We start from the raw sequence: 26,194 nt of genomic DNA, 5'->3' as shown, positions 1-26,194 counted from the left end.
TGTGTGCCAGAGATTACAGCGCCGCTTCGTCGGCTTCGCCGGTACGAATACGAATGACGCGTTGCAATTCAGCGACGAAGATTTTGCCGTCGCCAATTTTTCCGGTGTAAGCCGCCTTACTGACGATATCGATCACTTCATCGAGTTGGTCATCAGCAATCGCCACATCAATTTTTACTTTTGGCAGGAAATTGACGCTGTATTCCGCCCCCCGGTACAGCTCGGCATGTCCTTTCTGACGCCCGAAACCTTTCACTTCGGTGACGGTCAGGCCCTGAATACCAATGGAAGATAACGCTTCACGAACGTCTTCAAGTTTGAATGGTTTGATAATCACGGTCACCAGCTTCATAGATCCCCTCCGGTCAGAATTCGGTAATGGTTCTGCTACACGAAGAAGGTATTGCAAGCGGTGTGCCAAAAATGAAAAACGAGAAAGAGAGCAGGAAGTTAAGAAGATTGAAAATGAAAACGCACTATGACAGTGCACAGTGCGTTACATTTTTGCACCAACGATGAAATATTGCGCTATTCAGGCGCTCAATGATTCCTCTTCACGCACGCTGGCTGCCAGCTCTTCGCCCGCAAGTTGCAGTTGATACATCTGCCAGTATCGTCCCTGGGCCGCCAGCAGTTGCTGGTGAGTGCCCTGCTCCACGGCTTGCCCACGATGAAGCACCAGAATGGTGTTGGCATCAACAATAGTCGATAAGCGGTGAGCAATCACCACAAGCGTAGTATGTTCACGCACCGCCGCCAGAGCATGTTGAATCGCCTGTTCAGTCCCGGAGTCAATGCTGGCGGTTGCCTCATCAAGGATCAGGATTTGCGGCGTCTCCACCAGCACGCGCGCCAGTGCCAGCAGTTGCTTTTGCCCGACTGAGAGATTATTCCCCTGCTCGCCAAGCGGCGTGTAAATACCATCACTCATGCTACGCGCCAGCTCCGCCAGCTGCACGATTTCCAGCGCCTGCCAGACGCGTTCTTCAGAGATATCACGTCCCAGCGTCACGTTGGCGAGGAAGGTATCCGCCAGCACCACCGGATCTTGCTGCACCATTGCCACGCCCTGGCGCAGCGCGCTGTGACTTAGCGTACTTAATGGACGACCATCAAGGCGAATCTCACCTTCCGTTAGCGGGTAATAGCCCATCAATAAACTGGCGAGGGTGCTTTTGCCACTGCCGGTATGCCCGACCAGCGCCACAAAGTTGCGCGAAGGCACAGAGAGATTAATGTTCTTTAGCACCAGATTGTCATCGCGATAAGCAAATGACACGTTATCGACGTCGATGGTGCCGCTCTGCAACGGGCGATCATCATTGCCATATTGCTGGCGCGGTCCGTCCATCAGCTCAAAAACGCGCTCACCAGCAACAACAGCCTGTTGCAGCATCGCCTGCTGCGTGGTCAGTTCGATTAAGGGTTCGTTAAGTCGCCCCAAATAACTGATGAACGCATACAACACGCCCACTTCAATGGTGCCGCTGGCGGAGAAGCCAAACAGCATCAACAAGCCACAAAGAATGAGCGATGAAAACAGACTCAGCAGCGGACGCAGCAGAAAACCGTCGAGGCGCAGGGTTTGCATCCTCGCCATATAGTGTGAACGACTGGCCTCACCCATACGTTCGCCAAATCGCGCCTGCTGACGGAACTGCTGGATAACGCTCATGCCATTGATAATTTCGTTAAAGCCGTCGTTGATATCTGCCAGATAAGCGCGCACACGACGGACAATCGGCGTGCTGTAACGCTGATATATCACCATTACCACCAGCACCACCGGGAAAATCATTATCGCCACCAGCGCCATTCGCCAGTCGAGGCTGAACATCGCCACCAGCATCGCGCCCACCAGTGCGGCGCTACGCAGGACAGTTGCCACTACGGTAACGTAGAGGTCGCGGATCACTTCAGTGTCATTAGTGACGCGGGAAATCACCTGCCCGACGGGTTGGGTATCAAACTCGCTTAATGGCTGGCGTAACGCAGCATCCATCACGTCGGTACGCAACTGTTGCACTACGCCTACTGCCGCCCGATTAAACAGCAGCGACTGCGCGTAATGTAGCCCGGCGGCAAACAGTTGCAGCCCAACATACGCCGCAGCCAGCCCTGCAACCACTTTCAACGGCAGGTTATTTTTCGCTACCATATTGTCGATAAAATAGCTGATAAGCAGCGGCCCACTGACTTCTGCCGCTGCCGCAACCCACATCATTATGACCGCAATCCCCAGCGGTTTACGCCACGGCGAACCGTACGCTAACAGACGCTTGAGAGTCGGCCACAGTTGGCTAAAACTACGCATCGATGGCCTCCTCGCGAATTTCCGGAGCGTCGTCGAGCGCCGCCTCCAGTTGTTGATAGCGATACATATCGCGATACCAGCCGCTTTGTTGCGCCAGCTCATCATGATTGCCACGCTGAGCGATATGTCCGTGCTGCATCACAATAATTTCACTGGCTTCCGTCAGTGCAGAAAGGCGATGGGCGCTGATGATTACCGTTCTTCCCTGCCCCCACTGACGCAGGTTATGCAGGATCTGGTGCTCTGTGCGTCCGTCTACTGCCGAAAGCGCATCATCAAGGATGAGGATTTCCGCGTTGACTAATAACGCACGAGCAATGGAGATACGCTGTTTTTGCCCACCGGAAAGCATCACGCCGCGCTCGCCCACTTCTGTATTGTAACCTTGCGGTAAACGCAAAATATCGTCATGCACGCTGGCTAACCGCGCGACATGCTCAATCTCTTGCTGGGTGGCATTCGGGCAACCCAACGCGATGTTGTTCGCTACGGTGTCGGAAAAAAGGAACGGTGTCTGGCTAACTACCGCCAGGCGGCTACGCCAGCTATCGAGTTGTAACTTCGTCAGAGGAATATCATGAAAGCGGATATCCCCCTCGCTGACGTCGAAATGACGCTGAATGAGCGACAACAGGGTACTTTTGCCGGAACCAGTCGGCCCGCAAATACCTACCATCTGACCGGGTTTCAGGGCGAAATTGACGTTTTCCAGCGCAGGATGGTCAGTCTGCGGATACGTGAACTGGCGAATATTTACATCCAGTTCGCCACGACCTTCCGGCACGGGTTCGCTACCATCGTTCACCACCGGCGCTTCCGCCAGCATCGCGCGAATGCGGCTGTACGCAGCACTACCACGTTCCACTATGTTAAACATCCATGCCAGCGCCAGCATTGGCCAAATCATCAGACCTAAATACATCATAAAACTGGTGAGCTGGCCCAGCGTTAAACTGCCCTGCACCACCATCCAACTACCGCCGCCAATCGCCAGCAAGTTCGCCATACCAATCGCGATATAGATGGTCGGGTCGAAACGAGCATCAATACGCGCCACCCGCATGTTTTTTTTGCCGGTATCTTCGGCATCCTCGGCAAATAACGCCGACTGGCGATCTTCCAGACCAAAAGCTTTGATCATGCGGATACTGGTGAGGCTTTCCTGGGTGCGGTCATTAAGACTGGAAAACGCCGCCTGCGCCAGCTTAAAGCGTTCATGCAAGGCATCGCCGTTGCGCTTAATCATGATCGCCATCACTGGCATCGGCAACAGGGCAAATAAGGTCAACTGCCAGCTAATTTGCGTAGACATCATAATCAACACAGCGCAGCCCATTACCAGTGAATCCACCAGCGTCAGCACCCCTTCTCCGGCGGCAAACACGACGCGATCGACGTCATTGGTCGCACGAGCCATGAGGTCACCCGTGCGATGACGCAGGTAAAACTCAGGATGCTGCCGGCTTAGCTGACGGTAATAATCTTCACGCAGTTCAACAGCCAGTTGATAAGACGCACCAAACAGCAATACGCGCCAGACGTAACGCAGGAGATAAACCACAACGGCAATCAGCACCATGGTGGCGATCCACATCAGGATCTGCCCGGTAGTAAAGTGTTGTTCTGTCACGCCATCAACAACAATACCAACCACTTTTGGCGGAACCAGTTGCAGCATCGCGATAATGACAAGCAAGGCGACAGCCCCGAGATAGCGACGCCATTCCCGACGGAAATACCAGCTTAATTGAGCAAATAATCGCACGCGTTGTGTCCTGACCTGATTCTGGATATTTATTCGATGGGTAAAGAAGTGGTGTATTTAATCTGTTCCATCGCGAAGCTGGAAGTGACGTCCGACAGCCCCGGCACGCTGTTTACCAGACGCTTATAAAACTCGTCGTAGCGTTTCATGTCGGCAACCTGGACGCGCATCAGATAATCGTATTCACCGGCCATGCGCCAGAACCCCAGCACTTCTGGCATTTCGGTAACCACCGTGACAAAGCGGCAATACCATTCGCTGCTGTGATGTTGCGTTTTTATCAGCACAAAGGCGGTCAGGCCGAGGCCTATTTTTTCCGGATCCAGCAGGGCGACTTTGCCGATAAGAATACCGTCGTCCTCCAGCCGTTTCAGACGCTTCCAGCACGGGGTGGTTGTCAGATTAACGGCTTCAGCCAGTGCCTGCAAAGAGAGGGTGCAATCCTGCTGTAGTAAGGCCAGCAGCTTACGGTCAATTTTATCTAACATAGCCCTTCCACAGAGAATTTTTTTCTCTTTTAATTCTATTTTAAAGGTGAAATCGCGACAATTTATTCTGTGCGGTTTAAACACCACGGCACAAAATGACAAATTCAACGCAAAAAAAACCGGGCAATTGCCCGGTGCTGGAAGGGATCTCGTTATTCGGGGGAATAAGGTAGATGTGGATAGTCCAGCCAGTGCGTCAAATAGTGAGAGACAGCCTGATTTCGGCAATGTCCAATCACCGGTAAATGCGGGAGCTCCGCGCGCAGTTGCGGCATCGCATTGCCCATAATAAATCCGCTACCGACACTGCCTAACATTTCGCGATCGTTCATCGCATCACCAAAGGCCATGCAATCGCGTAACGATAAACCTAAATGTTGGGTCAGCACCGTCAATGCAGCGCCTTTATTGCAGCCCACCGGCAGCACTTCGAGGCAATCCGTGGCGGAAAAACATAAATGTGCACGCTCACCTAATGCTTCGTATAGCTGGATCTGCAAGCGTGTAAGATCGTCGTGATCGCCACAGAAGCAGATCTTGGTGACGCTGCCGAGTGGCATTTTTTTGACATCGATTATCTGATAACGAAAACCGCTATAGACAAATGCCTGCAACAACGCAGGGATCTCTTTCCCGGTAAACCAACCATCGTCATTGAAGATATGCATGCTTGCTCGGGTATCCCATTGCTGATACAGCACCAGCTCCGCGACATCCGCAGGTAAATCATCACGATGTAAAAGTTCACCTTCCAGAGAATGTACGCGCGTTCCGTTGCCAGTAATCAAATATGCATCCAGCGATAGCGCCCCGAGAATATGCTGCATCTCCAGCGCATGACGCCCCGTGGCAAAAGTGAGGGTAATGTCGCGTTCACGCAGCCGCGCCAAAGTAGAGAGGGTTTTCTCACCTAAATGATGGTCAGGCATCAATAAAGTGCCATCCATATCAAATGCTGCCAGACGAGCCATTTCTTTCTCCACTCTGTGACACGGTTAATGGTGATTGAGTATCACCTGATATATACGGAAGTAATAGTGAATAGTTAAATAATATTGTTCCGGGTTTATATGCGACTGCTCAACCGTCTTAACCAGTATCAACGTCTGTGGCAACCTTCCGCCGGAAAGCCGCAAACCGTCACCGTCAGCGAACTGGCCGAACGCTGTTTTTGCAGCGAACGCCATGTTCGTACGCTGTTGCGTCAGGCACAGGAGGCGGGATGGCTGGAGTGGCAGGCGCAGTCAGGACGCGGAAAGCGCGGGCAACTACGCTTTCTGGTCACGCCAGAATCGCTACGCAATGCGATGATGGAACAGGCACTGGAAACCGGAAAGCAGCAAGATGTGCTGGAGCTGGCGCAACTGGCCCCAGGTGAGCTGCGCACTCTGTTACAGCCGTTTATGGGCGGACAATGGCAAAACGATACGCCCACGTTACGTATTCCCTACTATCGCCCGCTCGAACCGCTACAACCGGGCTTTTTGCCCGGCCGTGCCGAGCAGCATCTCGCCGGACAGATATTTTCCGGCCTGACCCGCTTCGATAATAATACCCAGCGCCCGATTGGCGATTTAGCGCATCACTGGGAAACCTCTGCTGACGGGTTACGCTGGGACTTTTATCTTCGTTCAACCCTACACTGGCATAACGGCGATACAGTAAAAGCCTCACACTTACACCAGCGATTATTGATGCTGTTACAACTGCCAGCACTGGATCAATTATTTATTAGCGTGAAGCGTATTGAAGTCACCCATCCGCAGTGTCTGACCTTCTTTTTACATCGCCCCGATTACTGGCTTGCGCACCGGCTGGCGAGCTATTGCAGCCATCTGGCGCATCCGCAATTCCCACTGATCGGCACAGGTCCTTTTCGCTTAACACAATTCACAGCGGAACTGGTGCGCCTGGAGAGCCATGATTATTACCATTTACGTCATCCGCTGCTTAAAGCGGTTGAGTACTGGATAACTCCGCCACTTTTCGAAAAAAATTTGGGAACCAGTTGTCGGCATCCCGTGCAAATCACCATCGGCAAACCGGAGGAGCTGCAACGGGTCAGCCAGGTCAGTAGTGGCATCAGTTTAGGTTTTTGCTATTTAACGTTGCGCAAAAGTCCCCGACTCTCCCTCTGGCAGGCGCGAAAAGTGATCTCCATTATTCATCAATCCGGTTTATTACAAACGTTAGAAGTCGGAGAAAACCTGATCACCGCCAGTCATGCATTACTGCCAGGCTGGACTATTCCACAATGGCAGGTACCGGATGAAGTTAAACTACCGAAAACCTTGACGCTGGTTTATCACCTACCGATAGAACTTCATACCATGGCAGAACGCCTACAGGCGACACTGGCAGCGGAAGGTTGTGAACTTACAATTATTTTTCATAACGCAAAAAACTGGGACGATACGACCCTACTGGCACACGCAGACCTCATGATGGGCGACAGATTAATTGGCGAAGCACCGGAATATACCCTGGAGCAATGGCTGCGTTGCGATCCACTGTGGCCACATGTTTTCGACGCTCCAGCATATGCACATTTGCAATCGACACTGGACGCGGTGCAAGTAATGCCTGATGAGGAAAACCGATTTAATGCCCTGAAAGCGGTTTTTAGCCAGTTAATGGCAGATGCGACGCTGACGCCGCTGTTCAACTATCACTATCGCATTAGCGCCCCTCCCGGCGTGAACGGTGTGCGACTGACACCGCGCGGCTGGTTTGAATTTACCGAAGCCTGGCTTCCCGCGCCGTCGCAATGAATAGCTGGTCCGGGTTAATCGCAGGCGTTACCATAACGCTTTTATTGTTCAAGCAGGATTATCTATGAAACGTGCTGTCGTTGTGTTCAGTGGAGGCCAGGATTCCACCACCTGTCTGGTGCAGGCATTACAACAATATGATGAAGTCCATTGCGTGACGTTCGATTACGGTCAACGCCATCGCGCAGAAATCGACGTGGCACGCGAACTGGCGCTGAAACTGGGGGCACGCGCGCATAAGGTGCTTGATGTAACGCTGCTCAACGAGCTGGCGGTCAGCAGCCTGACGCGTGACAGCATTCCGGTGCCTGATTATGAACCTGAAGCCGATGGTATCCCGAATACGTTTGTCCCAGGGCGTAATATTTTGTTCCTGACACTGGCGGCAATATATGCGTATCAGGTAAAAGCAGAAGCCGTAATTACCGGCGTCTGCGAAACGGATTTCTCCGGCTACCCGGATTGCCGCGATGAGTTTGTGAAAGCACTAAACCATGCCGTCAGTTTGGGCATGGCGAAAGATATTCGTTTTGAAACGCCGCTGATGTGGATTGATAAAGCGGAAACCTGGGCGCTGGCAGATTATTACGGCAAGCTGGATTTAGTCCGTAACGAAACGCTGACCTGTTATAACGGCATTAAAGGCGACGGTTGCGGTCATTGTGCGGCGTGTAATTTACGTGCCAACGGTTTGAATCATTATCTGGCCGATAAACCGACGGTGATGGCAGCGATGAAGCAGAAAACCGGGTTGAAGTAATTATTCCGGGTGTCGCCGGATGCGGCTTGAGCATCCGGCACCACAAAACGTTTACTTAACCATCTGCTCCAGCTTTTCGCGCAATTCCCCTTCCAGAGCTAATGCTTTCTGCGTTTTAAGATCAATACAAACAAACGTAATAAGCGCATCCGCTACCACCTGTCCTTCCGGCTCCAGTGTAATGACCTGGCTTAAGATGCCACTTTTACCGTTTAATTGCTGCAACTGACTGGTAATGGTTAACAGGTCGCTTAATACCGCCGGGCGGCGATAGTTAATATTGATATTGACCACGACGAAAGCGATGTTATGGGCCGTCATCCAGTGAAAACTGTCGCTATTTTCCAACCCATGCCAGCGGGCTTCTTCGAGAAATTCAAGGTAGCGGGCGTTGTTTACGTGCTGGTAAACGTCGAGATGATATCCACGAACTTTGATTTGTGTTTGCATAGCGCAATAACCTTACGTTGTTGTTATAAGAACTGTTATAAGTACAGAGGTCATAACTGGTATGACCTCTTCAGTCTGGCAAAAAATTGCCACTATGCAAATTAATTACAGGGTTAATACCGCCAGATTACGTTCCACCAGCGAATTGCCCATCCCCGGCACCTGCTTGAGATCCTCCACCGTTTTAAACGGACCGTACTCTTCGCGATAACTGACAATCGCCTGCGCTTTCTTCAGGCCAACGCCATTCATCGCGCGGGCTAACTCTTCCGCGCTGGCATTATTAATGCTGACCCGGGTGCCTTCTTCGTCACTGGCTTTCGCCGGAACTGCTGCTTTACTTTGTGCTGCAGGAGCTTCCGCTTTGGTTTCTACCGTTGTCGGTTTTGCCGCAGGAGCTGCCGCCAGAGCACTATGAGACATTCCGGCACAGGCCAGGGACAGGGTAATGAGCAGTGCTTTAATTCCGTGTTTCATACTGTTTTCTCCTTGTTTGTTAACAGTGGAATCACCTTAACGGCAGTGAAAACAGTAAACAAATGGCAATGTTCAGAAATGGAAAAGGCCGCGAAAGCGACCTTTTCTTGTTACAGCTGCAAAGCATTTTTTTGCGAGGCGGCTTCAGGATTATTGCTGTTCCAGCGCATCGCCAATTTTGATTTTCGCCTCTTTACGCAGGTTACTCATCAGAGCTTCAAAGACGATTTGTGCGTTGTTCTGGGTGATACCCTGCACCATCGCTTTTTTCTGATCTTCCGGCATTGAACCTTGCTTCACTTCATCCAGCGCCAGCAGAACTACATTACCTTGCATATCGGTCGCCATACCGTAGCTCGGTTTGTCTTTCGCTGGCAGCGGCAGTGCAAACGCAGCCTGGCTAATCGGGTCACGACCGGAACGACTTAAGGTTTTCGGCTCGCCAAATTTCAGACCGGCAGCCTGCATAGCTTCCGCACCTTTGCCTGCTTTCAAATCAACCAGCAGTTTCTCAGCATCCACTTTCGCCTGTTGTTCAGCTTTGTTGTGCTGAACCAGTGCCTTAACTTGTTCCTGAACATCTGCCAACGGTTTCACCGCTTCCGGTTTGTGCTCGCTGATGCGCAGCACGAATGCGCGGTCGCCGTCTACGGTGATGATGTCAGAGTTGATGCCCGGCGCGCCGTTTTCACCTACCAGACCGCCGTTGAAGATAGCGTCGGCAACTGGCTTGAAGTTCAACTCTTCCGGCAGGTTATCTTTGCTGAACCAACCCGTCTGAGTGGCTTTAACGCCGGCAGCTTGCTCTGCACCGGCCAGAGACTCGGTGTCGTTGCTTGCCGCATCGCTCACTTTCTGCTGCAGCGCGTAGTACGCATCGAGGGCTTTTTCGTGTTTCACTTTCGCCGCAATGTCGTCACGTACTTCGTCTAACGATTTCACTTTCGCTGGCTGAATGTCGTCCAGACGCACAATCAGGAAACCGACCGAAGATTTGATAACACCAGACAGTTGGCCTTTTTCTTTCAGACCAGCATTTTTCAGTTCGTCCGGGATAGTGGCATCTTCTAACCAACCCATATCACCGCCGTTGCGGGCAGAGATAATATCGGCAGATTTTTCTTTGGCTAATGCAGCAAAATCACCGCCCTTATTCAGCTCATCAAGTACCGCTTTCGCTTCATCTTCAGTTTTGGTCTGGATGATGCTGTAACGGGTACGCTGCGGCTGGGTGAATTGATCCTGATGCTGATCGTAGTAGCTCTGGATATCCGCATCGCTAACCGGTTGCTGCATCGTCGCGGCATCCAGCTTGATGTAACTCACGCGGAATTGTTCCGGCGTCATGAAATTGTTTTTGTTTTGTTCGTAGTAGCTGGCAATTTCCTGTTCGGTCACAGGCTGCTTCGCCGCCAGCGCGTTAACATCGATAGTCGCTTCACGCACCACGCGTTGTTGAGCTACCAGTGCCGCCAGCTCGTCGGTTTCACCTTTCAGCATAAAATCGGTACCGGCAACGCCGTTAATCAGCTGTTGGGTTGTGAGCTGGTTACGCAGCGCCTGGGCGTACTGATCGGCGGTCATCCCCATCTGGTTGAGGATACCGTTATAGCGGCTGTTATCAAATTTGCCGTCAACCTGGAAGGCTGGGGTCGCGAAAATCGCCTGTTTAACCTGCTCATCGCTGATACCCAGTTTCAGCTCACGAGCGTACTGATCCAGCAGCGCCTCGTCGATCAGACGATTCAGCACCTGTTGACGCAGGGTTTTCATATAGCCTTCGTTCGCTGCCAGCTCGGAGTATTGATCGCCCAGCTGTTGCTGCATGCGATTACGCTCGCTGTTGAAGGCGTTCTCGAATTGCCCACGACTGATTTCCTGGTCATTCACTTTTGCGGCGTAGTTATTGCCTCCGCCAATCAGGTAACCACTCACGCCGGTCAATATGAACGACACGATAATGATACCGAAAATAATCTTGAGCACGAGACTGTTTGCAGCCGTGCGTAAGCTGTCCATCATGGTGTAACAACACTCCGCTGTAGATGACTGTGTACCTCACGCAACGTATCGATGCGCGCAAAGGCATATTGTGACAAGAAACGGGGGCAATTGTCAGCCCACAAGACGCAGAAAGTCACCGAATACAAATAAAAAAGGCACATCAGTAGATGCGCCCTTGAACTTCGTCACATCCCCACTGGGGACAACGCTTAGTTTACCGCGTCTTTCAGTGCTTTACCTGCACGGAAGCTCGGTACTTTAGCAGCAGCGATGGTGATCTCTTTACCGGTCTGCGGGTTGCGGCCAGTACGGGCAGCACGCTCTTTAACGGCAAAAGTACCAAAACCTACCAGTGCTACATCATCCCCTTCTTTCAGAGATTCAGTTACGGAAGCAATAATAGCATCTAACGCACGGCCAGCCGCAGCTTTAGAGATATCAGCCCCTGCAGCAATCTTGTCGATCAATTGAGATTTATTCACTCTTCTCTTCCTCTTTATAATTTATATCGCACTTGAATCCTTCAAGGTACGAACGCGCAGCAGTTATATCAGGCCAGCCATCCCCTTACAACACCCCTTAATAAGGGCAAGCCCAATCCGCCATCTAACTTAGCGAGACAAAAAAAGGCTGGCAAGTCCGAATTAGCCTGCCAGCCCTGTTTTTATTAGTGCATTTTGCGCGAGGTCACTATTTTGCAGTCACAACCTGCATGCCAGACGGTTCATTTTGCAGCGCCAGAGTGAGAACTTCCTCAATGCGCTTCACAGGATGAATGTCCAGATCGGCAATTACGTTGTCAGGAATCTCTTCCAGATCGCGTTTATTTTCGAACGGAATTAGCACTGTTTTAATCCCGCCGCGATGCGCTGCCAGTAGTTTTTCTTTCAAACCACCGATCGGCAGTACCTGACCACGCAGAGTGATCTCACCGGTCATTGCCACATCGGCACGAACCGGGTTACCGGTCAGGCAAGAAACCAGCGCGGTACACATAGCAATACCGGCACTCGGACCATCTTTCGGCGTCGCACCTTCCGGTACGTGGACGTGGATGTCACGTTTTTCGTAAAAATCAGGGTTGATCCCCAGTTTTTCCGCACGCGCACGAACCACCGTTAACGCCGCCTGAATGGACTCCTGCATCACTTCACCGAGCGAACCGGTATAGGTCAGTTTGCCTTTCCCCGGAACGCACGCGGTTTCAATGGTCAGCAAGTCACCGCCCACTTCCGTCCACGCCAGACCGGTTACCTGACCGACACGGTTTTCGTTATCCGCGCGACCATAGTCGAAGCGCTGAACACCGAGATAGTCATGCAGGTTATCGCCGTTAATTTCGATATGTTTTAATGACTTATCGAGCAGTAACTGCTTAACCGCTTTGCGACACAGTTTGGAGATTTCACGCTCCAGACCACGCACGCCCGCCTCACGGGTGTAGTAACGAATAATGCCGATAATGGCGCTATCGTCGACGGTCAGCTCACCTTTTTTCAGTGCATTACGTTCAATCTGCTTCGGCAGCAGGTGACGTTTGGCGATGTTCAGTTTTTCATCTTCGGTATAACCGGAGAGGCGAATCACTTCCATACGATCCAGCAGCGGTGCCGGAATGTTCATGGAGTTCGACGTCGCGACAAACATCACGTCGCTAAGGTCGTAATCCACTTCCAGGTAGTGGTCGCTGAACGCTACGTTCTGCTCTGGATCCAGCACTTCAAGCAGTGCGGAGGCCGGATCGCCACGCATGTCAGAAGACATTTTGTCGATCTCATCGAGCAGGAACAGCGGGTTTTTCACGCCCACTTTCGCCATTTTCTGGATCAGTTTACCCGGCATAGAACCGATGTAAGTACGGCGGTGACCACGGATTTCCGCTTCGTCACGCACGCCGCCCAGCGCCATACGGACATATTTACGCCCGGTGGCTTTGGCGATGGACTGCCCCAGGGACGTTTTACCTACCCCCGGCGGCCCTACCAGGCAGAGGATCGGTCCCTTGATTTTGTTGACACGGCTTTGAACCGCAAGATACTCAAGGATGCGATCTTTCACGCGCTCCAGACCATAATGGTCGGTATCAAGGATTTCCTGCGCCTGACGCAGGTCTTTTTTGACCTTGCTACGCGCATTCCACGGTACCTGTACCATCCAGTCGATATAACCACGCACTACGGTCGCTTCTGCCGACATCGGAGACATCATTTTCAGCTTCTGCAACTCTGCTTCCGCTTTCTCTTTTGCCTCTTTCGGCATTTTCGCCGCGTCGATTTTGCGCTTCAGGGCTTCGTTTTCGTCCGGCGCGTCGTCCATTTCACCGAGTTCTTTCTGAATAGCTTTCATTTGCTCGTTCAGATAGTACTCACGCTGGGATTTCTCCATCTGCTTTTTAACGCGGTTGCGAATGCGTTTCTCAACCTGCAGCAGATCGATTTCCGATTCCATCATTGCCATCAGATATTCCAGACGTTCGTTAACGTCGGACATCTCCAGAACGGACTGTTTGTCAGCCAGTTTCAGTGGCATATGTGCAGCAATGGTATCCGCCAGACGCGCCGGGTCGTCGATGCTATTCAGCGACGTCAGCACTTCTGGTGGGATTTTTTTGTTCAGCTTGATGTAGCCTTCGAACTGGCTGATTGCAGTACGCACCAGCACTTCCTGTTCCCGCTCATCAATGGTCGGCGACTCCAGATACTCCGCCTTCGCAGAAAAGTGTTCGCCATTGTCAGAGAGCGCAGAAATACGCGCGCGCTGTAACCCCTCGACCAGCACTTTGACGGTGCCGTCAGGCAGTTTCAGCATCTGCAATATAGAGGCCACGGTCCCGACGGTGAAAAGATCGTTTACACCCGGCTCATCCGTTGAAGCTTCTTTCTGCGCGACCAGCATAATTTTTTTATCATGGTCCATCGCCGCTTCCAGACAACGGATAGATTTTTCCCGCCCGACAAATAAGGGGATGACCATGTGCGGATAAACCACCACATCGCGCAGCGGCAATACGGGGATTTCAATGCGTTCAGAACGCTCAGGATTCATAGAGCTCTCTCTTAGTTTAATTTCCGCCAGGTAATCAGATGACACGACTGTGCTTCACGCCATCTATTAACATGTACGTCAGTATATGGGGATGTTTCCCCCACATTCAACGCCGAGAATAGAGGAAAAATTAAAGGGGAGATAAAATCCCCCCTTTTTGGTTAACTAATTGTATGGGAATGGTTAATTATTCACCAGATGCCTGTTGCGCTTCCGGCTTGCCATAAATCAGCAACGGCTTGCTTTGACCATCAATTACCGATTCGTCGATAACCACTTTTTCGACGTCTTCCATGGACGGCAGATCGTACATGGTATCGAGCAGTGCGGCTTCTACGATGGAACGCAGGCCACGGGCACCGGTTTTACGCGCCATCGCTTTCTTAGCGATAGCATCCAGCGCCTCGTCACGGAATTCCAGATCCACGCCTTCCAGATTAAACAGCGCCTGATACTGCTTGGTCAGGGCGTTTTTCGGCTCTTTGAGGATCTGAATCAGAGCTTCTTCGCTCAGTTCATTCAACGTTGCGACAACCGGCAGACGACCAATAAACTCAGGGATAAGACCAAACTTGATCAGATCTTCCGGTTCAACCTGCGCCAGCAGCTCGCCTTCGCTTGCTTTGTCGGACTTCGCTTTTACCGTCGCGCCAAAACCAATGCCGGAGCCGGTTTCTACACGATGGGAAATCACTTTATCCAGACCGGCAAACGCACCGCCACAAATAAACAGGATCTTAGAGGTATCAACCTGCAAGAATTCCTGCTGCGGATGTTTACGCCCACCTTGCGGTGGAACAGCAGCTACCGTACCTTCGATCAGTTTCAACAGTGCCTGCTGTACGCCTTCACCGGAAACGTCTCGGGTAATGGACGGGTTGTCTGACTTACGAGAAATCTTGTCGATTTCATCGATGTAGACAATCCCGCGCTGCGCTTTCTGTACGTCGTAATCGCACTTCTGCAACAGCTTCTGAATGATGTTTTCAACGTCTTCGCCCACATAACCGGCTTCGGTCAGCGTGGTTGCGTCGGCCATGGTGAACGGGACGTCCAGCAGGCGCGCCAGCGTTTCAGCCAGCAGCGTTTTACCGGAACCGGTCGGACCGATCAGCAGAATGTTACTTTTGCCCAACTCGACACCATTGCTGGTATCGCCGTTGCGCAGACGTTTGTAGTGGTTGTATACCGCGACCGCCAGCACTTTTTTCGCCTGTTCCTGGCCGATAACGTAATCGTCCAGGTGGTTGCGAATTTCATGCGGCGTCGGTAGCGCACTGCGTTCACGATGCGGTGCAACTTCTTTAATCTCTTCGCGAATGATGTCGTTACATAAATCAACACATTCGTCGCAGATATACACGGATGGACCGGCAATCAGCTTGCGCACTTCATGCTGGCTTTTGCCGCAAAAAGAGCAATACAGCAATTTGCCTGAGCCATCTTTGCGTTTATCTGTCATGGGTCAAAACCTCTTCTTTGTTCTTTGTGCCGCACACGACGACGCAAATGCCATTCTCAGGCGCAAGCCGCTTACAGCGTTGTGCCGCCCTGGATAAGTATAGCGGCACAGTTGCGCCTCTGGCATCAATTACGATGGGTCAGAATCGAATCGACCAGACCGTATTCCACCGCTTCAGGGGCGGAAAGGAAGCGATCGCGCTCGGTATCACGTTCAATCTGTTCTAATGATTGACCCGTATGAAGCGCCATAAGTTCATTCATGCGCCCTTTAACTTTCAGAATTTCACGGGCATGAATTTCGATATCGGTCGCCTGGCCCTGGTAGCCGCCCAACGGCTGGTGAATCATCACGCGCGAATTCGGCAGGCAGAAACGTTTACCTTTTGCCCCTGCAGTCAGCAAGAAAGCGCCCATCGAAGCCGCCTGGCCCATACAGATGGTGCTGACATCAGGCTTGATAAACTGCATGGTGTCATAGATAGACATCCCGGCAGTGATCACCCCGCCTGGGGAGTTAATGTACAGATAGATATCTTTTTCTGGGTTTTCTGCTTCCAGGAACAGCATCTGCGCCACAATCAGGTTAGCCATGTGGTCTTCAACCTGGCCAGTCAGAAAAATGACGCGTTCCTTAAGTAGACGAGAATAGATATCAAAAGAGCGCTCACCACGTGAGGTCTGTTCAATGACCATCGGCACCAGCGCCATATGGGGTGCAAAGTTATCTCGTTCGCCGCTGTATGACATTTCCGTCTCCTGGATAAAATTGAAAAAACCTGCTGTACCGATTGTAACCTTATGGACGGATTATCAGCTAGTCCCTGTGTTATGGGTACGGCATCACCATATTTCAAGCATAACAATCTTTTGTTGTTACGCTAACACCGAAAGAGGCTTTTCGCACGGTTCCATGCAAAATTCATGACAAAAAAAAGCCCACCACCTGGCGGTGACGGGCCTTTGTGCGAATTTAGCGCGTTATGCTGCGTAAATTACGCCTGCTGGTTCATCAGCTCGTTGAAAGTGGTTTCTTTTTCAGTCACTTTCGCTTTCGCCAGTACAGCCTCAACAGCCTGTTCTTCCAGAGCAACATTGCGCATGTTGTCCATCAGTTCTTTGTTTTTGCTGTAGAACTCGATAACTTCTTTCGGATCTTCGTACGCAGAAGCCATCTCTTCGATCAGGCCTTTCACGCGCTCTTCGTCAGCTTTCAGCTCGTTGGTGCGGATAACTTCGCCCAGCAGCAGGCCAACAACTACGCGACGTTTAGCCTGTTCTTCGAACAGTTCGCGCGGCAGTTCCAGAGCTTGTTTTTCGTTGCCACCGAAACGCTGTGCAGCCTGGCGACGCAGAACGTCGATTTCACTGTCGATCAGCGCAGCCGGTACGTCGATGTCGTTAGCTTTTACCAGACCTTCGATCGCCTGAGACTTAACGCGGTTACGGATGGCGCTCTTCAGCTCGCGCTCCATGTTTTTACGCACTTCAGCGCGCAGACCTTCTACGGAACCATCTTCAACGCCGAAACGTTTGATGAATTCTGCAGTCAGTTCCGGCAGTTCACGCTCTTCAACTTTCTTCAGGTTGATAGCGAATTTCGCTGCTTTACCTTTCAGGTTTTCTGCGTGGTATTCTTCCGGGAAGGTCACGTCGATGGTGAACTCTTCGCCAGCTTTGTGGCCTTTGATACCGTCTTCAAAGCCCGGGATCATACGACCCTGGCCCATCGCCAGTACGAAATCAGACGCTTTACCGCCTTCGAACTCTTCGCCGTCTACAGAACCGGTGAAGTCGATGGTTACGCGGTCTTCTGCTTCAACAGCGCCGTCTTTTTCTTTCCAGGTCGCCTGCTGTTTACGCAGAGTATCCAGCATGCCGTCAACGTCAGCGTCGGTCACTTCAACGATCGGTTTTTCAACTTCGATCGCTTCCAGACCCTGCAGTTCAACTTCCGGATAAACTTCAAACTCTACAGAGTAGGTGAAGTCTTCACCCAGCTTGTATTCGCCCGGAACATAAGTCGGTGCGCCAGCCGGATTGATTTTTTCTTTAATGATGGCGTCAATGAAGTTACGGCTCATCAGGTCACCCAGAACGTCCTGGCGTACAGACGCGCCATAACGCTGAGCAACGATATTCATTGGCACTTTGCCTTTGCGGAAGCCGTCAATACGTACTTTTTTCGCAACGTTGACCAGCTCGCTTTTAACAGCGGTCTCGATGCTGTCAGCAGCGATAGTAATCGTTACACGGCGGCCAAGGCCTTGAGTGGTTTCAACTGAAACTTGCATCTTGTTACCTCAAAAAATCACAGTGCTCGGTCAACTCTTACCCCGCAAGCACAGGTTGTTGGCTTCGCGGAACCGGGATGTTCTTATAATCAATCACATTCCCTGTTACCAGAATCATCCCGAAAGCATTCAAATAGGACGCGGCATTATAGCGGCATCACTTTTATGAGTCGAGAACGGTTATTGCGCGCTGTCGCGTATTTTTTCACAATTCCCGGGCAATTTTCGTCTGAATGCTGGGCAAAAAGCGCAAAATCCAGACAAAACAAAACGGCCCGCAGGCCGTTTTTCATAAAATCTTTAGCAACATACTGGAAAAGCGCCGACAGTTGCAAATGCGTTTTTACGCGATGCTTCCTGCTCCACGACAGGGAGGAGAGGCAAAGACGGTGTCCTGCAACCCTTCCCACTCCTTAATAGTGTAAGTATGCAGAGCCAGCGCATGAACGGTAGTAGAGAGTTCCTCCGCTAAAGTACTGTAAATCATTCGATGACGATTCAGAAAACGTTCACCCGTAAAACGATCGCTGACCAGCACAACTTTAAAATGGCTTTCAGAGCCGGCTGGGACATTGTGACGATAGCTTTCATCCACTACTTCGAGGAATACGGGTTGGAACGCCGCCCTTAATTTTTCTTCTATCCGCTCACGTATCATCATGAAATATCTCCTCCGACAACGCTGAGATGTCATCCATCCCTTTAAATACTAGCCGCTTTTACCGTTTCCATTGCAGCTTAACAACAAATATTTAGGTTTCGTCCTGGTTTTTCTGTCAAGCGTATGAAGTTTACTGATTTAAAGATTGAAACACAGGCCTCGCATCAGCGTTTCTTTTACCAGGGGTGATTATTTCGTCAACATGATGAATTTACATGCCTTACCCACTTCCCCTCGCCGTTGGCAATGTTATGATGGCGGGAATTTTTACCAAACACGCTTAAGAGTCTCTGAGAGCCCGAACATGTTCAAAAAAATCCTCTTCCCGTTAGTTGCTCTGTTTATGCTTGCAGGATGCGCAAAACCGCCAACAACTATTGAAGTTTCCCCGACGATTACACTGCCACAGCAGGATCCAAGCCTGATGGGCGTCACCGTAAGCATTAATGGTGCCGATCAGCGTACCGATCAGGCGCTGGCAAAAGTCACCCGCGATAATCAAATCGTTACCCTGACCGCCTCCCGCGATCTGCGTTTCCTGCTGCAAGAAGTGCTGGAAAAACAGATGACCGCGCGTGGTTACATGGTTGGTCCGAATGGCCCGGTTAATCTGCAAATCATCGTTAGCCAATTGTATGCTGACGTGTCCCAGGGCAACGTGCGCTACAACATCGCTACTAAAGCGGATATCGCCATCATCGCTACCGCGCAGAATGGCAACAAAATGACCAAAAACTATCGTGCCAGCTACAACGTTGAAGGTGCGTTCCAGGCCTCCAACAAAAATATCGCCGATGCGGTTAACAGTGTGCTGACCGATACCATCGCTGATATGTCTCAGGACACCAGCATCCACGAATTCATCAAGCAGAACGCGCGTTAATTTCTGCCCTCTGGCCCGGTGCAAGCCGGGCCTGTAGACGCCCATGTCCAGTCAATATTTACGTATTTTTCAACAGCCACGTTCAGCCATATTGCTGATCCTGGGTTTTGCTTCCGGGCTACCGCTCGCCCTGACGTCCGGCACCTTACAGGCCTGGATGACGGTCGAGAATATCGATCTCAAAACCATTGGTTTCTTCTCTCTGGTAGGCCAGGCTTACGTTTTTAAATTCCTCTGGTCACCGCTGATGGACCGCTACACGCCCCCATTTTTTGGGCGGCGGCGCGGTTGGCTGCTCGCCACGCAAATTCTGTTATTAGTCGCCATTGCGGCGATGGGTTTTCTCGAACCTGGCACCCAACTCCGCTGGATGGCGGCACTGGCAGTGGTGATCGCTTTTTGCTCTGCCTCCCAGGATATTGTCTTCGATGCGTGGAAAACCGATGTGCTCCCGGCAGAAGAACGTGGTGCGGGCGCGGCAATCAGCGTGCTGGGTTACCGTTTAGGGATGCTGGTTTCCGGCGGCTTAGCCCTGTGGCTGGCAGATAAATGGCTGGGCTGGCAGGGCATGTACTGGTTGATGGCGGCGCTGTTGATCCCCTGTATTATCGCGACGTTACTTGCACCAGAACCCACCGACACCATTCCAGTGCCCAAAACGCTGGAACAAGCGGTTGTTGCACCTCTGCGCGATTTCTTTGGTCGCAATAATGCCTGGCTTATTTTGCTTCTTATCGTGCTGTATAAGCTGGGCGACGCATTCGCCATGAGCCTGACAACCACGTTTTTGATTCGTGGCGTCGGGTTTGATGCGGGTGAAGTAGGCGTGGTTAACAAAACGCTTGGCTTACTGGCGACCATTGTTGGCGCATTGTACGGTGGGATTTTGATGCAGCGCCTGTCACTGTTCCGGGCGCTGCTGATTTTCGGTATTTTACAAGGTGCGTCTAACGCCGGTTACTGGCTGCTGTCGATTACTGATAAGCATCTCTACAGCATGGGCGCAGCCGTCTTTTTCGAAAACCTCTGTGGCGGGATGGGTACATCAGCCTTTGTCGCGCTGTTAATGACGCTGTGTAATAAGTCATTTTCCGCTACTCAATTTGCCCTGCTCTCAGCGCTTTCTGCTGTAGGGCGAGTTTATGTCGGCCCCGTGGCGGGTTGGTTTGTTGAAGCACACGGCTGGTCGACATTCTATCTGTTCTCCGTCGCCGCTGCCGTACCAGGGCTTATTTTGCTGCTGATTTGTCGCCAGACGCTTGAATATACACGAGTAAATGACAACTTTATCTCCCGTACCGAATATCCGGCAGGTTATGCCTTTGCTATGTGGACACTGGCGGCGGGCGTCAGCCTGTTGGCCGTGTGGTTACTGCTGTTGACGATGGACGCGCTGGATTTGACGCACTTCTCTTTCCTGCCTGCTCTGCTGGAAGTCGGGGTTTTAGTCGCCCTTTCTGGCGTCGTGCTTGGTGGTTTACTGGATTATCTGGCGCTACGAAAAACGCATCTGACGTAATCTGTAAATATTATTTAGCCGTAGTAATCACTCGCCGTAATTATTACGGCTAAATAAACATCAGCATCGCTTATTAATATTTGTTCTTTTGTGCGGCTTAGCGTCTGGAAATTATTGACGCCATTTATGAATTCTATTTTTCTTACACGATTCAGCTAATGAGTTTTTATTTTCTCACCACCCAGTTGTCACCTTAATGATAATTATTTGTTAAATAATTGTTTTATTTTATATTGGTTATACCAATTGCCCGCCCAGACTCCTTCTGCACTCCCCTTTTGTTATAACGCCCTTTTGCAACAGCTTCTTAAAATCAACCTGATATGTTTTGCAACATATGTGACCTGGCAGCCAAATCTAAGTAACAGGAATTTAATCATGTTTACAGTAATGTAACCTTCCCGTAAAATGCCCACACACTTTAAACGCCACCAGATCCCGTGGAATTGAGGTCGTTAAATGAGACTCAGGAAATACAATAAAAGTTTGGGATGGTTGTCATTATTTGCAGGCACTGTATTGCTCAGTGGCTGTAATTCTGCGCTGTTAGATCCCAAAGGACAGATTGGTCTGGAGCAACGTTCACTGATACTGACGGCATTTGGCCTGATGTTGATTGTCGTTATTCCCGCAATCTTGATGGCTGTTGGTTTCGCCTGGAAGTATCGTGCGAGCAATAAAGATGCTAAGTACAGCCCGAACTGGTCACACTCCAATAAAGTGGAAGCTGTGGTCTGGACGGTACCTATCTTAATCATCATCTTCCTTGCGGTACTGACCTGGAAAACCACTCACGCTCTTGAGCCTAGCAAGCCGCTGGCACACGACGAGAAGCCCATTACCATCGAAGTGGTTTCCATGGACTGGAAATGGTTCTTCATCTACCCGGAACAGGGCATTGCTACCGTGAATGAAATCGCTTTCCCGGCGAACACTCCGGTGTACTTCAAAGTGACCTCCAACTCCGTGATGAACTCCTTCTTCATTCCGCGTCTGGGTAGCCAGATTTATGCCATGGCCGGTATGCAGACTCGCCTGCATCTGATCGCCAACGAACCCGGTACTTATGACGGTATCTCCGCCAGCTACAGCGGCCCGGGCTTCTCAGGCATGAAGTTCAAAGCTATTGCTACACCGGATCGCGCCGCATTCGACCAGTGGGTCGCAAAAGCGAAACAGTCGCCGAACACCATGTCTGACATGGCAGCGTTCGAAAAACTGGCCGCGCCTAGCGAATACAACCAGGTGGAATATTTCTCCAACGTGAAACCAGACTTGTTTGCTGATGTGATTAACAAGTTTATGGCTCACGGTAAGAGCATGGACATGACCCAGCCAGAAGGTGAGCACAGCGCACACGAAGGTATGGAAGGCATGGACATGAGCCACGCGGAATCCGCCCATTAAAGGGGTTGAGGAAGAATAAAGATGTTCGGAAAATTATCACTTGATGCAGTCCCGTTCCATGAACCTATCGTCATGGTTACGATCGCTGGCATTATTTTGGGAGGTCTGGCGCTCGTTGGCCTGATCACTTACTTCGGTAAGTGGACCTACCTGTGGAAAGAGTGGCTGACCTCCGTCGACCATAAACGCCTCGGTATCATGTATATCATCGTGGCGATTGTGATGTTGCTGCGTGGTTTTGCTGACGCCATTATGATGCGTAGCCAGCAGGCTCTTGCCTCGGCGGGCGAAGCGGGCTTCCTGCCACCTCACCACTACGATCAGATCTTCACCGCGCACGGCGTGATTATGATCTTCTTCGTGGCGATGCCTTTCGTTATCGGTCTGATGAACCTGGTGGTTCCGCTGCAGATCGGCGCGCGTGACGTTGCGTTCCCGTTCCTCAACAACCTAAGCTTCTGGTTTACCGTTGTTGGTGTGATTCTGGTTAACGTTTCTCTCGGCGTGGGCGAATTTGCGCAGACCGGCTGGCTGGCCTATCCACCGCTATCGGGAATAGAGTACAGTCCGGGAGTCGGTGTCGATTACTGGATATGGAGTCTCCAGCTATCCGGTATAGGTACAACGCTTACCGGTATCAACTTCTTCGTTACCATTCTGAAGATGCGCGCACCGGGCATGACCATGTTCAAGATGCCAGTATTTACCTGGGCATCACTGTGCGCGAACGTACTGATTATTGCTTCCTTCCCAATTCTGACGGTTACCGTTGCGTTGTTGACCCTGGATCGCTATCTGGGCACCCATTTCTTTACCAACGATATGGGTGGCAACATGATGATGTACATCAACCTGATTTGGGCCTGGGGCCACCCGGAAGTTTACATCCTGATCCTGCCTGTTTTCGGTGTGTTCTCCGAAATTGCGGCAACCTTCTCGCGTAAACGTCTGTTTGGTTATACCTCGCTGGTATGGGCAACCGTCTGTATCACCGTGCTGTCGTTCATCGTCTGGCTGCACCACTTCTTTACGATGGGTGCGGGCGCGAACGTAAACGCCTTCTTTGGTATCACCACCATGATTATCGCCATCCCGACCGGGGTGAAGATCTTCAACTGGCTGTTCACCATGTATCAGGGCCGCATCGTGTTCCATTCTGCGATGCTGTGGACCATCGGTTTTATCGTCACCTTCTCGGTAGGCGGTATGACTGGCGTGCTGCTGGCAGTACCGGGCGCGGACTTCGTTCTGCATAACAGCCTGTTCCTGATTGCGCACTTCCATAACGTGATCATCGGCGGCGTGGTCTTCGGCTGCTTCGCAGGGATGACCTACTGGTGGCCTAAAGCGTTCGGTTTCAAACTGAACGAAACCTGGGGTAAACGCGCGTTCTGGTTCTGGATCATCGGCTTCTTCGTTGCCTTTATGCCGCTGTATGCGCTGGGCTTCATGGGCATGACCCGTCGTTTGAGCCAGCAGATTGACCCGCAGTTCCACACCATGCTGATGATTGCAGCCAGCGGTGCAGTACTGATTGCGCTGGGTATTCTCTGCCTCGTTATTCAGATGTACGTTTCTATTCGTGACCGCGACCAGAACCGTGACCTGACTGGCGACCCGTGGGGTGGCCGTACGCTGGAGTGGGCAACCTCTTCCCCGCCTCCGTTCTATAACTTTGCCGTTGTGCCGCACGTTCACGAGCGTGATGCATTCTGGGAAATGAAAGAGAAAGGCGAAGCGTACAAAAAGCCTGACCACTATGAAGAAATTCATATGCCGAAAAACAGCGGTGCAGGTATCGTCATTGCAGCTTTCTCCACCATCTTCGGTTTCGCCATGATCTGGCATATCTGGTGGCTGGCGATTGTTGGCTTCGCAGGCATGATCATCACCTGGATCGTGAAAAGCTTCGACGAGGACGTGGATTACTACGTGCCGGTGGCAGAAATCGAAAAACTGGAAAACCAGCATTTCGATGAGATTACTAAGGCAGGGCTGAAAAATGGCAACTGATACTTTGACGCACGCGACTGCCCACGCGCACGAACACGGGCACCACGATGCAGGCGGAACCAAAATCTTCGGATTTTGGATCTACCTGATGAGCGACTGCATTCTGTTCTCTATCTTGTTTGCTACCTATGCCGTTCTGGTTAACGGCACCGCAGGCGGCCCGACAGGTAAGGACATTTTCGAACTGCCGTTCGTTCTGGTTGAAACTTTCTTGCTGTTGTTCAGCTCCATCACATACGGCATGGCGGCTATCGCCATGTACAAAAACAACAAAAGCCAGGTTATCTCCTGGCTGGCGTTGACCTGGTTGTTTGGTGCTGGATTTATCGGGATGGAAATCTATGAATTCCATCACCTGATTGTTAACGGCATGGGTCCGGATCGCAGCGGCTTCCTGTCAGCGTTCTTTGCTCTGGTCGGCACGCACGGTCTGCACGTCACTTCCGGTCTTATCTGGATGGCGGTGCTGATGGTGCAAATCGCCCGTCGCGGCCTGACCAGCACTAACCGTACCCGCATCATGTGCCTGAGCCTGTTCTGGCACTTCCTGGATGTGGTTTGGATCTGTGTGTTCACTGTTGTTTATCTGATGGGGGCGATGTAATGAGTCATTCTACCGATCACAGCGGCGCGTCCCATGGCAGCGTAAAAACCTACATGACAGGCTTTATCCTGTCGATCATTCTGACGGTGATTCCGTTCTGGATGGTGATGACAGGAGCTGCCTCTCCGGCCGTAATTCTGGGAACAATCCTGGCAATGGCAGTGGTACAGGTTCTGGTGCATCTGGTGTGCTTCCTGCACATGAATACCAAATCAGATGAAGGCTGGAACATGACGGCGTTTGTCTTCACCGTGCTAATCATCGCTATCCTGGTTGTAGGCTCCATCTGGATTATGTGGAACCTCAACTACAACATGATGATGCACTAAGAGCGGCGGTTATGATGTTTAAGCAATACCTGCAAGTAACGAAACCAGGCATCATCTTTGGCAACCTGATCTCGGTGATTGGGGGATTCCTGCTGGCCTCAAAGGGCAGCATTGATTATCCCCTGTTTATCTACACGCTGGTTGGGGTGTCACTGGTTGTGGCGTCGGGTTGTGTGTTTAACAACTACATCGACAGGGATATCGACAGAAAGATGGAAAGGACGAAGAATCGGGTGCTGGTTAAAGGCCTGATCTCTCCTGCTGTCTCGCTGGTGTACGCCACCTTGCTGGGTATTGCTGGCTTTATGCTGCTGTGGTTTGGCGCGAATCCGCTGGCCTGCTGGCTGGGGGTGATGGGCTTTGTGGTTTACGTCGGCGTTTATAGCCTGTACATGAAACGCCACTCAGTCTACGGCACATTGATTGGTTCGCTCTCCGGCGCTGCGCCGCCGGTGATCGGCTACTGTGCAGTAACCGGCGAGTTCGATAGTGGCGCAGCGATCCTGCTTGCTATCTTCAGTCTGTGGCAGATGCCTCACTCCTATGCCATCGCCATTTTCCGCTTTAAGGATTACCAGGCGGCAAACATTCCGGTATTGCCAGTGGTAAAAGGCATTTCGGTGGCGAAGAATCACATCACGCTGTATATCATCGCCTTTGCCGTTGCCACGCTGATGCTCTCTCTTGGCGGTTACGCTGGGTATAAATATCTGGTAGTCGCCGCGGCGGTGAGCGTCTGGTGGTTAGGCATGGCTCTGCGCGGTTATAAAGTTGCTGATGACAGAATCTGGGCGCGCAAGCTGTTCGGCTTCTCTATCATCGCCATCACTGCCCTCTCGGTGATGATGTCCGTTGATTTTATGGTGCCGGACTCGCATACGCTGCTGGCTGCTGTGTGGTAACACAACCTCTCAGTTAAAAAGGTGCTACGGCACCTTTTTTCTTAGCA

General features: G+C 51.4%; 23 protein-coding genes. 9 read left to right on the top strand and 14 right to left on the bottom strand.

Translation table 11 applies throughout. The features are described 5' to 3' along the window. Positions 1-13: 13 nt before the first annotated feature. The 5 genes from glnK to cof all read right to left on the bottom strand — a co-directional run bounded on the left by glnK (position 14) and on the right by cof (position 5,538). Positions 14-352: a P-II family nitrogen regulator gene (gene glnK, locus ACJHWT_RS03135; protein WP_000780338.1), complete on the bottom strand. Its 339-nt coding sequence runs from the start codon at positions 350-352 to the stop codon at positions 14-16. A gap of 180 nt (positions 353-532) precedes the next feature. Beyond that, positions 533-2,314, bottom strand: a complete 1,782-nt coding sequence (locus tag ACJHWT_RS03130) for a SmdB family multidrug efflux ABC transporter permease/ATP-binding protein (protein ID WP_001256161.1) — start codon at positions 2,312-2,314, stop codon at positions 533-535. Beyond that, positions 2,307-4,079 carry a SmdA family multidrug ABC transporter permease/ATP-binding protein gene (locus tag ACJHWT_RS03125; RefSeq protein WP_001235643.1) on the bottom strand — a complete coding sequence of 591 codons (1,773 nt, stop codon included), beginning with the start codon at positions 4,077-4,079 and terminating at the stop codon, positions 2,307-2,309. Before ACJHWT_RS03125 ends, ACJHWT_RS03130 begins: the two co-directional genes overlap by 8 nt. Before the next feature lie 29 nt (positions 4,080-4,108). After that, positions 4,109-4,567, bottom strand: coding sequence for a DNA-binding transcriptional regulator DecR (gene decR, locus ACJHWT_RS03120; protein ID WP_000884589.1), 459 nt, complete (start codon positions 4,565-4,567; stop codon positions 4,109-4,111). A 152-nt stretch (positions 4,568-4,719) separates the two neighbouring features. Further along, complete coding sequence (gene cof / locus ACJHWT_RS03115) at positions 4,720-5,538, bottom strand: HMP-PP phosphatase (protein ID WP_000113027.1); 819 nt, start codon at positions 5,536-5,538, stop codon at positions 4,720-4,722. Between the two features lie 99 nt (positions 5,539-5,637). Between cof and ACJHWT_RS03110 the strand changes: the two genes are divergently transcribed. Next, the gene (locus ACJHWT_RS03110; RefSeq protein WP_001238218.1) at positions 5,638-7,338 is read left to right on the top strand and encodes an SgrR family transcriptional regulator; all 1,701 of its coding nucleotides are present in this window, start codon (positions 5,638-5,640) and stop codon (positions 7,336-7,338) included. Positions 7,339-7,402: 64 nt separating this feature from the next. After that, on the top strand, positions 7,403-8,098 hold the full coding sequence (gene queC, locus ACJHWT_RS03105) for a 7-cyano-7-deazaguanine synthase QueC (RefSeq protein ID WP_000817227.1): 696 nt from the start codon (positions 7,403-7,405) through the stop codon (positions 8,096-8,098). Between the two features lie 51 nt (positions 8,099-8,149). Here queC and fadM read toward each other — a convergent pair whose 3' ends face one another. The 9 genes from fadM to bolA form a co-directional block, all read right to left on the bottom strand. Then, a complete protein-coding gene (fadM, locus tag ACJHWT_RS03100; protein ID WP_001194552.1) occupies positions 8,150-8,548 on the bottom strand; it encodes a long-chain acyl-CoA thioesterase FadM in 399 nt (132 codons plus the stop codon). Between the two features lie 105 nt (positions 8,549-8,653). Continuing rightward, on the bottom strand, positions 8,654-9,025 hold the full coding sequence (locus ACJHWT_RS03095) for a helix-hairpin-helix domain-containing protein (protein ID WP_000680294.1): 372 nt from the start codon (positions 9,023-9,025) through the stop codon (positions 8,654-8,656). A 150-nt stretch (positions 9,026-9,175) separates the two neighbouring features. Next, a complete protein-coding gene (gene ppiD / locus ACJHWT_RS03090; RefSeq protein WP_000969372.1) occupies positions 9,176-11,047 on the bottom strand; it encodes a peptidylprolyl isomerase in 1,872 nt (623 codons plus the stop codon). A gap of 191 nt (positions 11,048-11,238) precedes the next feature. Next, complete coding sequence (hupB, locus tag ACJHWT_RS03085) at positions 11,239-11,529, bottom strand: nucleoid-associated protein HU-beta (protein WP_254892905.1); 291 nt, start codon at positions 11,527-11,529, stop codon at positions 11,239-11,241. A gap of 190 nt (positions 11,530-11,719) precedes the next feature. After that, the gene (gene lon, locus ACJHWT_RS03080) at positions 11,720-14,074 is read right to left on the bottom strand and encodes an endopeptidase La (protein ID WP_001295325.1); all 2,355 of its coding nucleotides are present in this window, start codon (positions 14,072-14,074) and stop codon (positions 11,720-11,722) included. 187 nt (positions 14,075-14,261) lie between these two features. After that, positions 14,262-15,536 (bottom strand): ATP-dependent protease ATP-binding subunit ClpX, encoded by a 1,275-nt coding sequence (gene clpX / locus ACJHWT_RS03075; RefSeq protein WP_000130305.1) that lies wholly within the window; start codon positions 15,534-15,536, stop codon positions 14,262-14,264. Between the two features lie 125 nt (positions 15,537-15,661). Beyond that, the gene (clpP, locus tag ACJHWT_RS03070; RefSeq protein ID WP_000122253.1) at positions 15,662-16,285 is read right to left on the bottom strand and encodes an ATP-dependent Clp endopeptidase proteolytic subunit ClpP; all 624 of its coding nucleotides are present in this window, start codon (positions 16,283-16,285) and stop codon (positions 15,662-15,664) included. 245 nt (positions 16,286-16,530) lie between these two features. Next, positions 16,531-17,829, bottom strand: coding sequence for a trigger factor (tig, locus tag ACJHWT_RS03065; RefSeq protein ID WP_001198386.1), 1,299 nt, complete (start codon positions 17,827-17,829; stop codon positions 16,531-16,533). 343 nt (positions 17,830-18,172) lie between these two features. Continuing rightward, positions 18,173-18,490, bottom strand: a complete 318-nt coding sequence (gene bolA / locus ACJHWT_RS03060) for a transcriptional regulator BolA (protein WP_000973448.1) — start codon at positions 18,488-18,490, stop codon at positions 18,173-18,175. A 304-nt stretch (positions 18,491-18,794) separates the two neighbouring features. Between bolA and ACJHWT_RS03055 the strand changes: the two genes are divergently transcribed. The 7 genes from ACJHWT_RS03055 to cyoE all read left to right on the top strand — a co-directional run bounded on the left by ACJHWT_RS03055 (position 18,795) and on the right by cyoE (position 26,147). Then, a complete protein-coding gene (locus ACJHWT_RS03055) occupies positions 18,795-19,373 on the top strand; it encodes a lipoprotein (protein WP_001295326.1) in 579 nt (192 codons plus the stop codon). 43 nt (positions 19,374-19,416) lie between these two features. Next, a complete protein-coding gene (ampG, locus tag ACJHWT_RS03050; RefSeq protein WP_000098423.1) occupies positions 19,417-20,892 on the top strand; it encodes a muropeptide MFS transporter AmpG in 1,476 nt (491 codons plus the stop codon). Positions 20,893-21,351: 459 nt separating this feature from the next. Further along, positions 21,352-22,299: a cytochrome o ubiquinol oxidase subunit II gene (gene cyoA, locus ACJHWT_RS03045; RefSeq protein WP_001239436.1), complete on the top strand. Its 948-nt coding sequence runs from the start codon at positions 21,352-21,354 to the stop codon at positions 22,297-22,299. A gap of 21 nt (positions 22,300-22,320) precedes the next feature. After that, positions 22,321-24,312 carry a cytochrome o ubiquinol oxidase subunit I gene (gene cyoB / locus ACJHWT_RS03040; protein WP_000467180.1) on the top strand — a complete coding sequence of 664 codons (1,992 nt, stop codon included), beginning with the start codon at positions 22,321-22,323 and terminating at the stop codon, positions 24,310-24,312. Further along, a complete protein-coding gene (locus ACJHWT_RS03035; RefSeq protein ID WP_000179819.1) occupies positions 24,302-24,916 on the top strand; it encodes a cytochrome o ubiquinol oxidase subunit III in 615 nt (204 codons plus the stop codon). Before cyoB ends, ACJHWT_RS03035 begins: the two co-directional genes overlap by 11 nt. Continuing rightward, on the top strand, positions 24,916-25,245 hold the full coding sequence (locus tag ACJHWT_RS03030; protein WP_000019869.1) for a cytochrome o ubiquinol oxidase subunit IV: 330 nt from the start codon (positions 24,916-24,918) through the stop codon (positions 25,243-25,245). The genes ACJHWT_RS03035 and ACJHWT_RS03030 overlap by 1 nt, the downstream gene beginning before the upstream one ends. A gap of 11 nt (positions 25,246-25,256) precedes the next feature. Continuing rightward, positions 25,257-26,147 (top strand): heme o synthase, encoded by an 891-nt coding sequence (gene cyoE, locus ACJHWT_RS03025; RefSeq protein WP_000971336.1) that lies wholly within the window; start codon positions 25,257-25,259, stop codon positions 26,145-26,147. Positions 26,148-26,194 lie beyond the last annotated feature (47 nt).

The organism is Escherichia sp. WS338, assembly GCF_046486405.1.
Classification (GTDB): domain Bacteria; phylum Pseudomonadota; class Gammaproteobacteria; order Enterobacterales; family Enterobacteriaceae; genus Escherichia; species Escherichia coli.
This window is presented reverse-complemented; position numbering and strand designations above follow the sequence as displayed.

What these genes read in the sequence shown, in the direction of transcription:
- ACJHWT_RS03055 (WP_001295326.1), top strand. Translation starts at nt 18,795, where the DNA reads ATGTTCAAAAAAATCCTCTTCCCGTTAGTTGCTCTGTTTATGCTTGCA.
- glnK (WP_000780338.1), bottom strand. Translation starts at nt 352, where the DNA reads ATGAAGCTGGTGACCGTGATTATCAAACCATTCAAACTTGAAGACGTT.
- cyoA (WP_001239436.1), top strand. Translation starts at nt 21,352, where the DNA reads ATGAGACTCAGGAAATACAATAAAAGTTTGGGATGGTTGTCATTATTT.
- tig (WP_001198386.1), bottom strand. Translation starts at nt 17,829, where the DNA reads ATGCAAGTTTCAGTTGAAACCACTCAAGGCCTTGGCCGCCGTGTAACG.
- ACJHWT_RS03130 (WP_001256161.1), bottom strand. Translation starts at nt 2,314, where the DNA reads ATGCGTAGTTTTAGCCAACTGTGGCCGACTCTCAAGCGTCTGTTAGCG.
- ACJHWT_RS03030 (WP_000019869.1), top strand. Translation starts at nt 24,916, where the DNA reads ATGAGTCATTCTACCGATCACAGCGGCGCGTCCCATGGCAGCGTAAAA.
- ACJHWT_RS03110 (WP_001238218.1), top strand. Translation starts at nt 5,638, where the DNA reads ATGCGACTGCTCAACCGTCTTAACCAGTATCAACGTCTGTGGCAACCT.
- cyoB (WP_000467180.1), top strand. Translation starts at nt 22,321, where the DNA reads ATGTTCGGAAAATTATCACTTGATGCAGTCCCGTTCCATGAACCTATC.
- ACJHWT_RS03095 (WP_000680294.1), bottom strand. Translation starts at nt 9,025, where the DNA reads ATGAAACACGGAATTAAAGCACTGCTCATTACCCTGTCCCTGGCCTGT.
- ppiD (WP_000969372.1), bottom strand. Translation starts at nt 11,047, where the DNA reads ATGATGGACAGCTTACGCACGGCTGCAAACAGTCTCGTGCTCAAGATT.
- cyoE (WP_000971336.1), top strand. Translation starts at nt 25,257, where the DNA reads ATGATGTTTAAGCAATACCTGCAAGTAACGAAACCAGGCATCATCTTT.
- clpP (WP_000122253.1), bottom strand. Translation starts at nt 16,285, where the DNA reads ATGTCATACAGCGGCGAACGAGATAACTTTGCACCCCATATGGCGCTG.
- ampG (WP_000098423.1), top strand. Translation starts at nt 19,417, where the DNA reads ATGTCCAGTCAATATTTACGTATTTTTCAACAGCCACGTTCAGCCATA.
- decR (WP_000884589.1), bottom strand. Translation starts at nt 4,567, where the DNA reads ATGTTAGATAAAATTGACCGTAAGCTGCTGGCCTTACTACAGCAGGAT.
- lon (WP_001295325.1), bottom strand. Translation starts at nt 14,074, where the DNA reads ATGAATCCTGAGCGTTCTGAACGCATTGAAATCCCCGTATTGCCGCTG.
- bolA (WP_000973448.1), bottom strand. Translation starts at nt 18,490, where the DNA reads ATGATGATACGTGAGCGGATAGAAGAAAAATTAAGGGCGGCGTTCCAA.
- queC (WP_000817227.1), top strand. Translation starts at nt 7,403, where the DNA reads ATGAAACGTGCTGTCGTTGTGTTCAGTGGAGGCCAGGATTCCACCACC.
- clpX (WP_000130305.1), bottom strand. Translation starts at nt 15,536, where the DNA reads ATGACAGATAAACGCAAAGATGGCTCAGGCAAATTGCTGTATTGCTCT.
- fadM (WP_001194552.1), bottom strand. Translation starts at nt 8,548, where the DNA reads ATGCAAACACAAATCAAAGTTCGTGGATATCATCTCGACGTTTACCAG.
- ACJHWT_RS03035 (WP_000179819.1), top strand. Translation starts at nt 24,302, where the DNA reads ATGGCAACTGATACTTTGACGCACGCGACTGCCCACGCGCACGAACAC.
- cof (WP_000113027.1), bottom strand. Translation starts at nt 5,538, where the DNA reads ATGGCTCGTCTGGCAGCATTTGATATGGATGGCACTTTATTGATGCCT.